The organism is Bartonella sp. AP40SXNS, from assembly GCF_042195825.1.
Classification (GTDB): Bacteria; Pseudomonadota; Alphaproteobacteria; order Rhizobiales; family Rhizobiaceae; genus Bartonella.
This window is the reverse complement of sequence record NZ_JBHIPB010000003.1, coordinates 129622-142827: the sequence shown is the minus strand read 5'-3', so window position 1 is coordinate 142827 and position 13206 is coordinate 129622. Positions and strand designations below refer to the sequence as shown.

The window sequence follows — 13206 nt, the reverse complement described above, 5'->3', positions numbered from 1 at the left end:
CGAAGCCTATCAACCAAAAGGCACAAATCCAAATACCGGAACAACCTCACCATCTGTTGAACGTAAAATTGCATCAGTTCTTTAAATAAGCGGGAATTGAAGGGGACAAAACATGAGTGATAAATCAATCATCGAAGATCGAGGATCTATTGGAGATGGCAAAAACAATAGCGCCAAAACCGCCGGCAAAAAAATAGTTGTCGCAATAGCTTGTATAGGAATCTGCGGCTATGTCCTCTGGAACATCTTATCCACCCCCACAGAACAAAAAGACACTGCAAAAGCTCATAAAAAACAAGAACAAAGCTTTCACAATTCCCTCGCCCCTTTAGAGCTCGTCCCCTCTGACCCGCGTGCAAACATAGCGCCAATAACCTTACCACCCCCACAACCACTCGCACAAGAACCGAAAAAAGATGATCCCTTACTTGATGCCGCAAGACGCGCCCCTGTTTTAGCTTTCGCCAAAGGCTCTAGGTCTCAATTAAAAGACATTGTCAACACGACTCTCAATCCCTTTGAAAAATTCAATACCCTTGAAAATCTCGCCAATATGAAAAATTCCTCTGCCCTTCAAGACACACAAAATTTTGCGACCCTATTAAAGCCTACCAAAACAGAAGAAACAAAAGCAAAAGCAAAACTCATCGGCAATAGAAACTTTATCATCGCCATGGGAACCTCTATTCCCTGTATCTTAGAAACGGCATTAAACAGTGAGCAACCAGGCTTTGCAAGCTGCATTATTAACCGCGATATCCTCTCTGACAATGGTCGCGTTGTTTTACTTGATAAAGGAACTCAAGTGATTGGCGAATACCGCGGAGGGATAAAACAAGGTCAATCTCGCCTCTTTGTACTCTGGACAAGAGCAAAAACCCCAACCGGTGTCATCATCGACCTTGCCTCACCCGCAACAGACAGTTTAGGAAGAGCTGGTTTTGATGGCAACATCAACACCCATTGGTGGGAACGCTTTGGCTCTTCCCTTTTACTCACCGTTATTGATGGTGCCACAACAGTTTTAACAAATAAAATAGTAGGCAATTCCAATAAAGAAGGTTCAAACAACTCTGGAGGCGGCGGTTTTGAAGGCGCAAACAACACTGGAAAAGAGGCCGCCAGTATTGCTCTTGAAAATCAAATCAACATCCCTCCTACCCTAGAAAAATTTCAAGGCGAACTGGTCAACATCTTTGTAGCAAAAGATCTCGATTTTTCCTCTGTTTATAAATTAACAATCACAGGAAAAAAGAGAAACGCTTTCTCGCGTTCTACACCAGGCTATTCCTTTTTTTAATTCTCACGTTCAGAGTATATTATGCCAACAGCAAAAAACATAGAACGAGCCTCTATCGTTTTAACAAAATTAAAAATCTTAGATGACTTCCTCAATGATGAGAATTTATTTGAGATTGTTGTCAATCGCCCAGGCGAAGTGATTGTTGAGGGTCCAAATGGTTGGCAAACCCACATCTTAAAAGAGCTAACCTACAGCGAACTAGAAGGGATTGCGAAAGTTGTTGCTGCCTACACAACACAAAAAATTAGTGTAGAAAATCCCGTTCTTTCCGCAACACTGCCCAATAACGAACGCATACAAATTGTCATGCCCCCTGCTGTTGCCCCCAACACCATGAGCATGACAATTCGTAAACCTTCATCACGCACTTTTTCTCTTGAAAGTCTACACGAAAACCAGCTATTTTCTGTCACCAGAAACGTTAGTTTTACCCCCCTTGAACAAATGACAAAACGGGCAAGTGAACTCTCTGATACAGAAAAAGAGCTAACAGATCTCTTTATCGCCAAAGACTTTTGTACATTTTTAGAACGCGCTGTTGTTACACAACAAAATATCTTAATCTCTGGAAAAACCGGTTCTGGTAAAACAACCCTCTCCAAAGCTTTAATTGCAAAAATCCCTGAATATGAACGCATTCTCACCATAGAAGACACGCCCGAGCTTGTCGTTCCACACACAAACAAAGTGCAGCTCTTTTATTCAAAAGATAATCAAGGCTTAGCAAAAGCTGGAGCAAAAGAACTGCTTGAATCTGGATTGCGTATGCGCCCCGACAGAATTCTTTTGCAAGAGCTGCGTGATGGTACAGCCTTTTACTATATCCGTAATGTCAATTCCGGTCACCCAGGTTCTATCACCACCGTCCATGCCTCAACAGCACTCGCCGCCTTTGAACAAATGACCCTTTTAGTCAAAGAAAGTGACGGGGGTGGTAATTTAGCACGCGACGATATCCGCGGCTTATTAATCTCGATGATAGATGTCATCATCCAATGTAAACGTTTGGAAGGAAAATTTCGTGTAACAGAAATTTATTACGACCCTTTCAAGCGCCGTGATGCTTTTTAAAAAAAACGATACCCTCCCCCTCTTATGCCAATAGAGATTTTTTAAGAGCACAATTGATCGCTTCAGGTTCATTTTCAATGATTGAAAGTAACAAACGAGAAAAAGTATCTATAGAATATCGTCCTTGTTTCCAATCACGAATGCGCCTTACAGAAAAACCAAAAACATGCCGAAAATGATATCTATAACCCTATATTTTTTCTGATTTTTTTGACATCAATGTTTGCAAGGATATGGCTACCAAATTTTATGACATCCGCTTCACCTTTAGCTTCAGACAATAGCTTCACGAGCACCTTGTAATATACAAGATCCTGCTTTATGTGCTTTATCCATTATTATTCTTTTCGATATTCATCAAGGCGCAGTATAAAAATTTTCTTCAACGCATTCCTCTCTGATTTTGTCAAATTACCTCAAGATGATTGACTGTAAATATCTTCGATCAACACCGGAATATTTTAACCACCAAAAAAAGGTATAACCTTATATCCCCCACTTTTACTCTTATGCTTTTAAACCTAACTTTCCTTGGCTTTCTCTTAACCCTTGCATAAGACCACCAGCATCTGAATGAGTAGCAATAAAAGAAACAATATCAAATAATTATTCAGGCGATATGCCTTCTTCTTTCACAGAAATTCAATAAGCTGCCATTTCAATCACGGTTTGCATACATCATTCAATATACGGAAACACCCATAACGATAATGATGTAAATGAAAAGCTAACTTGAAGTGAATGATCAGAAATATCAAATATCCAAATGACAAAACAAATCTTACCTATCTTCAGCTATATCTCTTAACCCTTGTCACTTCTCTTAACCCTTATCACTTTTCTCAAAAGTTTTAAGCGTTTTCGCATGAAGAATATACATATCAAACGGCAATCCTCTTTCATCAACAACTTTTGTCAAAGCAATACGGATGAAATCAGACACCGTAAGTCTTAAACTTGCTAATATTTCACCGGATTTTTTTTAACGCCCTATCTATGCAGGCACATACAACATCTTTTGTCACACCCATATTAAACACCTCCTTTGATTACCTCTCTTTTACCGTATGGCTTAATAGGGCTTATACAGTATAAGGCTTTATCCTTGCCCTTACCGTATCATATCTATTGATCTTGCACGCGCTATTGCGTTGATTTTCTTCTGTTGTCTCTGTTGCAAAAACTTAACTGCCATTTGAAACTCTTTTATGCGTTCTTTATTATAAGACTGTTCTTTGGGGATTGCTTTTGATAAATCAAAACCATATTTATGAATGGCATCATGTCCAAAACGTTTATCTAAAACACTTTGTAGCTTTAAAAACTCTTGATTAACCTGCTCTGGTATCTTTGAATAACTATCACAACCAGCTTCAACATTTTTCATAAAAGTCACTGCTTCTTGTGAAAGTGACGGAACCTCAACTTTCAATCGCTCACGCTCCCGTGTAACACTATCCATATGTGTCTCATAAGAATTCTTATAAAAGGATTGAAGCTCTCTCATAGTAGAAACAGCAAGAGGAACATGATAAAGCGCTTCTTTTCGTTCTTTTCCTGTAGCCTTCAATTTATCGATAAAACGATCTGACCCACGCAGTTCGCCTGCTCTATCAGGTTCCCTTTCCAAAATATCAGGAAGTTTATCGCCTTTACCTGCTAAAATCGTTTGCTCAATCCTAAACGCAGCCTCTTGTGGATCTCTATAAATAAATGCTAAACGACTGTTTAATTTTTTAAACATATCAATGTAAGATTTTTTATTTCTAAGGGCACTTAACACCTTCTGTTCTAGATTAGAGTTATCCGTATAAGCCGCAAGGTATGGCTCTCGTTCTGTTGCTTTTGCAACAACATTCAAATCATTTTGTAATTGTTCTAGTTCTTCTTTTTGACGTTTAGCAAAACTTGTCTTTTCTCTATCCCAAGGAGTTTCAATCTTCTCTTTTTGTTGTTCCAAGCACTCTTTATTAAGATCAACGCCAAAAGCAATATTTTTGCCAATACCTTGAGAAACATCATCCCTTTTATTTTCTGTAAACTTGGTAAGGTTCTTATAGATGAGTGCAGACAGATATTCTGAATTACCAAAATGTGCTTCAATTGACGCACGTGTCATTTCTTGTCGCTCAATACCCTTCCAGTTGATATGATAACCAGCTTCACGAGCCAGTTGCACCATAAATTCACGCTGAGTACGCCCATTCCCCTCTCGAAACGGATGCAACGCATTCAACTCGCCCATGTAATACCCAGCCCTTTGGCTAAAGTCATAAGCGCCAAGACCACGCAGATACTGTTCTTTTGCAAGCTTTTTTGTAATCTTCGGTGCATAACTTTCAATCTGATTATAACTAGCAAACATACTATTGCCTTTGGCAATATCCACTAAACGAACTTGTCCCGCCCATTCATATATGTCACCAAACAGTCTTCTATGAATCTCTTTCATGTAATTCAGATCAAACTTACCACCAATAGGAGTATGTACAAATTCGAAAGATTTTACATAAGAAATCGTAGATTCTACACGTTGCAGTGTGGCTTTGTCTTTAATACCAAGCCGATTATACATCACACCAGTTTCAGGATCAGTATAAGAATCACCGCTCCCCTTATACTTCTCCACGTTTTACCCTCTCCATATAATCTGTGATGATATCACTTGTTTCAAGCTCTCCAATAATAACACGCTCCATTTGTGCAACAACCAGCGGATCTGGCTCTAATCCCTCTAAACGTTGGCTTGCCAATGCATTTTCAGCATAGAGGCGACGCAGCTTAAGTTCCTCTTCACTCAACATATTAAAACCCTCATTTGCTTACATTTATTATAGCCAAACAGACTATAGAAACAAGATTTTATTCCTTGTCTTACCCGCGTTACATCTTTTGACCTTGTACGCTCATACGCATGATTTAGCTCTTGTATACGTCTCTGTTGCAAAAACTTAACTGCCATTTGAAACTCTTTTATGCAATCTTGATCATGAGACTGTTGTTAAAAAATTGCTTTTGATAGATCATAATTTGTTTGCATAGCAAGCCAAGCACGTGCTGTGCTTACACCAGACATTTCAAGCCTAATAGCAAGATTAGCACTCATAGCGGCTTTTCCATTTAAAACTCTAGAAAGTGCTACACGAGATATACCAAGCTACTCTGCTGCTTCATTAACGGATAAACCAAGCTCTTTGATCACATCTTCTCGCAATAATTCACCGAGATGTGAAGGATTCTTCATCATTGTTTAGACCTGCTTTTTGATGACAATCCAGATAATCAACCATTTCCACATCTATGCTATCAAAGCGAAATATTACGCAACAATTTCCATTTACAGTAATTGACTAATAATCCTTGAAATCACCCTTTAGCAGATGTAATTAAAAGGATGGATAACTCAAATCTTTTGGCGATACATCTCCTTCAAGAGCACTTAGAATACGCTTTAATTTTTGAGCATGGGTGGTTCTAATCCCTTTAGTCGTGCCAATATTATAGCAGGATTCAATCCTTTTAGGTTTAAATCTTAAAATCATAAATGAATATAGAGTGTACCCCTCCAAGATACAAAAAATGTTCATTATTTTTACATCACACGGCTTTTTTTACTTTATAAACATTAGAACTGTCGTGAAAAAATTGCTCATTCTCATCTCTTTCTCATTATTCTACTAATTATTGGAAAAGTATAAGTTCATAATTAGGAGGAGCTAAACGTAATAGGAGCGTATCATATCTCCAATTGGCAGCGGCACCTAGAAACATCAAGATGATATAACCACAATGACCATTGCTGTTTGATGTTCATGGGGCGCTGCACCCGCTGTATATCGAGTAAAAAGAATGAATAACACTAATAACCCCCTACAAACTCTGTTAAACTAATAACCGGTTTACGAATAAGTAAAAGAAAAAGGAAAATCAAAAAAAGGCATATTTTTCATATTTTACGAACTATAGAGAAATCTATACGCATTGTAGTTATTAGAATTAGACTTTTCCCTTTTTTATTTAATTTGTTCGTAGATAGAGTATCCATTACCGTTATTACATCACTAACAGAGTTAATAATCATACCTTTTGTAATTGCCAAAATCCCGCATTAAAATCAGACCTTTATTCAAAGATGATCTGATAATTTTCTCAAAAAATTCAAGATTCCTCAAAGCACAGCACCCACGTGTGCATCATGTTGCGTAATAACATCCATCAACTCTGTTACGACCGCATCCAACACTTCTCGTGCATCGCCTTCAGCCATAAGGCGGATAACCGGTTCAGTTCCAGAAGCACGGATAACGAGGCGTGCTTCTTTTCCCAACTTTTTCTCTGCTTGATCAATAGCCGTTTTAACAGGATTTTTTTTCAGGACATTTTTATTTTTAATCGTTAAATTTTTTAAAATTTGCGGTACAGGTTCAAACCGTTTACACAATTGGCTCATAGGACTTTGGCTTTCTTTCATACAGGCTAAAACCTGCAAGGCAGCCACCAAGCCATCACCCGTTGTGCCAAAATCACTGAGCACAATATGCCCAGAAGCCTCACCACCAACATTATATCCCTTTTGGCGCATGGCATCGACAACATAACGGTCTCCAACTTTTGTCCTTACAAGGTGCAACCCTTTGCCGTTCAAGAAACGCTCTAGTCCAAGATTTGACATAATTGTTGTAACAACACCATTGCACCGTAATCGTCCCATTTTATGCCAATTTTCAGCAATTACAGCAATCAACTGATCTCCATCAACCGTTTGTGCTTTTTCATCAACAATGAGAACACGATCTCCATCTCCATCAAGAGCAATACCCACATCAGCACGTACTTCATGCACTTTTCGTTTTAAAGAACTTAAATCGGTTGACCCACATTTTTGATTAATATTGGTACCATTTGGCTCATCATGAATAGCAAAAACCTCAGCCCCCAATTCCCATAAAGCACGAGGAGCCGCTTTATAAGCCGCCCCATTGGCACAATCCACAACAATACGCACAGCATCCAAGCGAACATCGCGCGGCAGAGTTCGTTTGGCATATTCAATATAACGATAAATATCCCCTTCAACCCGTTTTGCATAACCAATTTCGGCAGAACTTGCTAAAGATTTTGAAAGATCTGTATCGATTAATTGTTCAATTTTCGCTTCCATATCATCTGAAAGCTTAAAACCATCAGGACCAAAAAGTTTAATTCCATTATCATAGAAGGGGTTATGAGAAGCAGAAATCATCACCCCAAGATCCGCGCGCAAAGAGCGGCAAAGCATTGCAACAGCAGGTGTTGGCACTGGACCCAATAAAAAAGCTTCCATCCCCGCAGCAGTCAATCCTGAAACCAAAGCGTTTTCCAACATATAGCCCGATAATCGTGTATCCTTTCCAATCACCACACGACGTGATTGATGTTGTGAGCGGAATAAAACCCCTACCGCCATCCCTACCTTCATAGCAAAATCGGGTGTCATCGGAAATGAATTGGCTTTCCCCCGAATTCCATCTGTACCAAAATATTTTTGTACCATACCTCTTTCCTTTAATATCTACTTTTTCCCTTTGACTTTTTTAAACCCCTAAAAGCCCCCTTGGTACAATAGTCCTCCTCTCCCCGTATAAAATCAGATCATTGATCTTAAACCTTCATGCATTTAGACAATCAAGCCCCCTATTCACCATCTACACATCTAAACCACTCTCAAACAATTATGTTACACCCTCACACATAAAAGAAATATTATCTCCTCAAAATGCTCTACACATCCCTTTAACACAACCAACGGATAATCTCACACACTTGCTAAATCCGTAAAGAAACTCAGCACCAAACCTCATACCCTACCAAATCAGCAAGAAAATCTATCACCTAACCTTACAACCCCTACCACATTAGAAAAGCAACAGTACACCTCGCCTTGTAGCATGCTAAAGCCGTCATCATACAACGGCTTTGCTTAATTTTTTTGCTTCCATATTTTTGCAAATATTGCAAGAAAGGCGCAAACAAAGCTTGCGCCTTTCTCAAAAAATTTAGAAGTTTTCCTAAAACATCGTCACTCAAGCGTTCTTAAAAGGCTCCTATTTTCCTTTATCATGTCCCACCGTATTTGACTTTTTTTCTGCACTGCTTTTACTTTTAGAGCGGTTGACTGATTTTGTGGTACCTTTTGTGCTTTGCGCTTTTTTCTCAGTCTCATCCGATTGCACTTTTTTAGACTGAAGCTCCTTAGGTTCAACATCACTGGATTTTGCTGTTTTCTTCCCTACAGCTCCCTCTGCCTTACCCTCTTCTAGTTTATCAGTCTCTACCTTATGAGTTGCTATTTTAGGCGCTGTTTCAGCGTCTTTTTCCTCTGCGCCTGCTGTCTCTACCCTCACTGTTCCAGTTTTCGGAACAGAGGATCCCCGTGGTGCAGCATTCTCATCTTTCTGTGTGCGTGAAGGAGGCTTTCCTGCAATAACTTCGTTAATTTCAGCTCCCGTTAAAGTCTCATATTCCAACAAACCTTGTGCCAAAGCAAACCATTCTTTTCTTTTTGTTTTCAAAATTTCTGTAGCATTTTTATAGGCATCATCAATAAGCTTACGCACTTCCATATCAATCATGCGCGCTGTTTCTTCAGAAACGTTTTGTGTTCGCGCAACAGAATGACCCAAAAAGACTTCATCTTGGTTATCTCCATAAGCAACATTCCCAAGCAGATCAGAAAATCCCCATCGTGTGATCATTGCGCGCGCTAATTTGGTTGCTTGTTCAATATCAGAAGAAGCACCGGAGGTGATATTTTCCTTTCCAAATTTCAATTCTTCAGCCACACGTCCACCCATCATAATGGCCAGACGAGAAATCATCCAACGATAACTCATGGAATAGCGATCACCTTCAGGCAATTGCATCACCATTCCCAAGGCCCTTCCCCTTGGGACGATTGTTGCTTTGTGGACAGGATCAGCAACTGGCACATTAAGAGCCACAATAGCATGTCCTGCTTCGTGATAGGCAGTGAGTTCTTTTTCTTCTTGTGTCATAGCGGTTGAACGACGCTCAGCCCCCATCATCACCTTATCTTTCGCATCTTCGAATTCTTGCATTGTCACGACTCTTTTATTACGGCTTGCAGCCATAAGAGCAGCTTCATTGACCAGATTCATCAGATCCGCACCGGAAAATCCTGGTGTACCTCTTGCCAAAATCTTCAGATCAACGTTGGGCGCTAAAGGCACATTGCGCACATGCACTTTCAAGATTTGTTCGCGCCCAGAAACATCAGGGTTTGGCACAACAACTTGCCGATCAAAACGCCCTGGTCTCAATAAAGCGGGATCAAGCACATCAGGACGGTTTGTCGCAGCAATAAGAATAATACTTTCATTGGGCTCAAACCCATCCATTTCAACAAGCAACTGATTTAAGGTTTGCTCGCGTTCATCGTTTCCCCCTCCAAGTCCTGCACCCCGATGGCGCCCAACAGCATCAATTTCATCGATAAAGATAATACAAGGGGCATTTTTTTTAGCCTGTTCGAACATATCACGCACACGGCTCGCCCCAACACCTACAAACATTTCAACAAAATCAGACCCTGAAATGGTGAAGAATGGCACATTGGCTTCACCAGCCACAGAGCGTGCGAGCAAAGTTTTACCGGTTCCTGGAGGACCAACAAGCAAAACACCGCGTGGAATACGGCCTCCTAAACGTTGAAATTTTTGTGGTTCGCGTAAAAATTCAACAATTTCTTGAAGATCTTGCTTTGCTTCTTCAACACCGGCAACATCTTTAAAAGTAACACGTCCTTGCGCTTCATTAAGCAATCTTGCTTTTGACTTCCCAAACCCCATTGCACCACGTGATCCATTTTGCATTTGCCGCATAAAAAAGACCCACGCCCCCACGATAATAATAACAGGCAATAAGGAAAAGAGGAGATTGAGGAAAATACTATTTCCAGAGCTTTCAGGAATAGCTTTAACATTGACGTTTTTGCTTTCCAATTTTTGTATCAAACCTGGATCTCGTGGAGCATAGGTTGAAATAGTTCTATGTTCAATGGTTTTTCCTGTTAATTTTTGACCCTGAATGGTCACAGATTTCAACTCATTATTCTCAACTTTTTGCAAAAATTCAGAATAAGAGACCTCTCCACCACCAGAACGTTGACTATCTCCATTAAAGAAAGAAAACGACACAATCAAAATCAAAGCAATAACTCCCCAAATGAGGAGAGAGCGGTAATTGGAATTCATATTCAGCCCACTTAATCAAATATAGATTTCAAACAGTTCCCCTTAACATATAACCTTGTCAGCCCCTTGCCAAGGGATGAGAAGCTGTTTATTTTCTTTTAGAGTAATTTTTCTTTATCTTTTCACCTCAATATTAAAAAAAGGTTCCACAACATTTACCACAGCAGCATCTTCTCGCGAAGAAAGCCAATCGAAAGGTGCCATAATCCGCTTGATGATAACATTTTTATGAACAACTGCTTGAGAAATCAACTCTGGAATATCACACCCTTTGTCATTTGAGATCATCACCAGCGATTGTAAAGAGGGAAAATGAGGCTTTTCAAGCTCAAAATCGCTATTTTTTAATAAAAATTTCAGCTGTTCTAAATTTGCGGCTCCAACCTTTATAGCCTCATATCCATGATTTGTGATATGATAGCGCCCATCCCATATAAAAGTTTTATCTGGCTCAACGATAGCCTCTTTTATATTTCGCCCTTCACGCCACAAAGAAATTCCCTGCTTGTTATATTCAATAACAGAGCCCGCATAAGTAAAACGCTTCTTTTCTGGAGAATCGAGACAGAGTTTTTGAACAAGCATGCTTAATTTCTGATTGGGGAGCAAATAAAATCCCCCTCCCATCAGCACAGCAAAGAGCCCCACCACGAAAGGAAAACTGGAATGTTTCTGTAAAAATAGCGCAGGCTTTGCTATGAAACAACGTCCATGTTGGACAGTAATATCCAGTGCTAAGATCAAATCGGCAATATTTTGCGCGTGTTGACGACGCTGCAATGCGGCTTCATTTATTTTTTGAGCAATATAAGACAATTTTTGTGGAGAAAGAGATTGACGCACACGCACACGTTCAAAATTGCGATCTTCATTGGTTGGATCATCAATCCATGTTTGTCCTTGTAAGCGTAAATAATTCCGTAATGTTTGGCGTTTTACACCAAGGAGTGGACGAATCAAACGCACTTTTCTATGCAACAACGCCTCGCGCGGAATACAGGATAAACCACGTTCATAGAGCGGACCATCGTTTTTTTCGGAAATATTTTTTCTTGTTTTTCTGGCATGAAACTCATCACGTATACCCTCGGCTTCACCGCGCAAAATACCAGCAAAACCACTGGCATAAACCTCATCGCGCATGGTAACAGCTTCACTATATAAAGCACCTCTGTTCTTTTGGAGACGTTGATACCGCATTTGATAGGTTTCAACCTGATCATTGAGTGTATGGCCCGTCATAATAACTGATGCGCCTTGTTTTTGTGCTTCTTTAACCAAGAGATCGTAGCGTGCAACACGCGCGCTGGAAGCAATATGCGTCTTTGGCTTTTCGCCTTCCCATCGCACAGTGATATGTTGAATATCATGGACACGACAAATTTTCGCAACAGTTTTTGCCTCACGCATCGATTCTTTACGCAATTGATGATCAACCGTGACAACAATCATTTCTGGAGGAAATGCGAGAGTTTCCAAATGCTCTTTGACCAAAAACATCAAAGCCAAAGAATCACTTCCCCCTGAGACGGCAAGAATCAACTTCTGACATGGAATAAAATCCGATGTTTTAAAGAGATTTCTTGCCAGTCTAACGCACACCGAAAACGACCTCGCTGTTTATTTTGCAGGTTTACAAAAAACAGATGCTAATGTTTGTTGACGTTTTGATTTTTTCACAAAATGAGCACAATTGTCTTTATTTGGCTCAAGAGCGACCATACTTCTTGCTAATTTCAGTAAAATCTCGGAGGTATAGAGCTTCTTTTTATCTGCATACCATGCGGTAAGATAAACTTGTGCTGCTTCATGATAGCGTTTTTGTCCCAACAAAGATTCGGCCAACCAAAATAAAGCATCATCACTCAAAGAATCTTTTTTGTAACGATTTTGAAAAGCGCAAAAGCTTTTTTCAGCATCAACATAGTTAGCAGAACGAATAAAATCATACCCTTCCTTATACAAAGCTTTAGAAGAAGAAAGATTGTCACTCTGATGTGCTTCAATTGGAGCACTTACTTCATGCGCTTTGTTAAAAGGTTGACTGTTTTCATGGTCATGGCTCTCCACCTTAGCTTCCACAGCAGCAACCTTTGTCTGGTCACCTGTACTATGGTCCTGCTCCATCTCTTCCTTTACAGTCTGAGATTTTTCATCTATAGCAGACTTTTCAAAAGAACAAGAATAAACAGAAGAGGCTTCTGTATCAAAAAGCTCGTGAAACTGCTTGTTAACATTTTTTAAACTGTTATGCTCAAGCACCATTCGTATCTTATGCAAAAGCTTATCTAAATCATAATCTTTAAATAAAGCCTGTTGATTCTCTAAAATAATCCCTTGGTGCTCCGCAACACTAGTAGCTTTTTCCGCCGCGCTAGATGCTGCTTTATCAGCTGCTTCAGGTGCTTCTTTCACTGCATCAACAGGCTTATCAACAGCGTCAGTGGCTTTTTTCTCCACATCAGATGCTGCTTTATCAGCTGCTTCAGGTGCTTTCTTCACAGCATCAACAGCCTTATTAACGGCGTCAGTGGCTTTTTCTATCACATCAGATGCTGCTTTATCGGCTGCTTCAGGTGC

General features: G+C 39.9%; 9 protein-coding genes and 2 pseudogenes. 2 read left to right on the top strand and 9 right to left on the bottom strand.

The window, feature by feature from the left end:
- Positions 1-112: 112 nt before the first annotated feature.
- Together virB10 and virB11 are read left to right on the top strand one after the other, a co-directional pair.
- The gene (virB10, locus tag ACFILZ_RS03230) at positions 113-1300 is read left to right on the top strand and encodes a type IV secretion system protein VirB10 (protein WP_375610263.1); all 1188 of its coding nucleotides are present in this window, start codon (positions 113-115) and stop codon (positions 1298-1300) included.
- A 21-nt stretch (positions 1301-1321) separates the two neighbouring features.
- Positions 1322-2374 (top strand): P-type DNA transfer ATPase VirB11, encoded by a 1053-nt coding sequence (gene virB11 / locus ACFILZ_RS03225; protein ID WP_375606526.1) that lies wholly within the window; start codon positions 1322-1324, stop codon positions 2372-2374.
- Between the two features lie 823 nt (positions 2375-3197).
- Here virB11 and ACFILZ_RS03220 read toward each other — a convergent pair.
- The 9 genes and pseudogenes from ACFILZ_RS03220 to ACFILZ_RS03180 form a co-directional block, all read right to left on the bottom strand.
- The gene (locus ACFILZ_RS03220; RefSeq protein ID WP_375610264.1) at positions 3198-3317 is read right to left on the bottom strand and encodes a type II toxin-antitoxin system RelB/DinJ family antitoxin; all 120 of its coding nucleotides are present in this window, start codon (positions 3315-3317) and stop codon (positions 3198-3200) included.
- A gap of 168 nt (positions 3318-3485) precedes the next feature.
- The gene (vbhT, locus tag ACFILZ_RS03215) at positions 3486-5003 is read right to left on the bottom strand and encodes a type II toxin-antitoxin system protein adenylyltransferase VbhT (protein WP_375610265.1); all 1518 of its coding nucleotides are present in this window, start codon (positions 5001-5003) and stop codon (positions 3486-3488) included.
- Entirely contained in the window at positions 4990-5178 is a 189-nt protein-coding gene (locus ACFILZ_RS03210) for an antitoxin VbhA family protein (RefSeq protein ID WP_375610266.1), read from the bottom strand. The genes vbhT and ACFILZ_RS03210 overlap by 14 nt, the downstream gene beginning before the upstream one ends.
- Positions 5179-5375: 197 nt before the next feature.
- Positions 5376-5621: pseudogene (locus ACFILZ_RS03205) on the bottom strand (HigA family addiction module antitoxin).
- Positions 5622-5760: 139 nt separating this feature from the next.
- Complete coding sequence (locus ACFILZ_RS03200; protein ID WP_375682336.1) at positions 5761-5916, bottom strand: hypothetical protein; 156 nt, start codon at positions 5914-5916, stop codon at positions 5761-5763.
- A gap of 626 nt (positions 5917-6542) precedes the next feature.
- Positions 6543-7907 (bottom strand): phosphoglucosamine mutase, encoded by a 1365-nt coding sequence (gene glmM / locus ACFILZ_RS03195; RefSeq protein ID WP_375610267.1) that lies wholly within the window; start codon positions 7905-7907, stop codon positions 6543-6545.
- Positions 7908-8457: 550 nt separating this feature from the next.
- The gene (gene ftsH / locus ACFILZ_RS03190; protein WP_375606530.1) at positions 8458-10626 is read right to left on the bottom strand and encodes an ATP-dependent zinc metalloprotease FtsH; all 2169 of its coding nucleotides are present in this window, start codon (positions 10624-10626) and stop codon (positions 8458-8460) included.
- A 114-nt stretch (positions 10627-10740) separates the two neighbouring features.
- Complete coding sequence (gene tilS / locus ACFILZ_RS03185; protein WP_375610268.1) at positions 10741-12228, bottom strand: tRNA lysidine(34) synthetase TilS; 1488 nt, start codon at positions 12226-12228, stop codon at positions 10741-10743.
- An 18-nt stretch (positions 12229-12246) separates the two neighbouring features.
- Positions 12247-13206: pseudogene (locus ACFILZ_RS03180) on the bottom strand (tol-pal system protein); the annotation flags it as partial.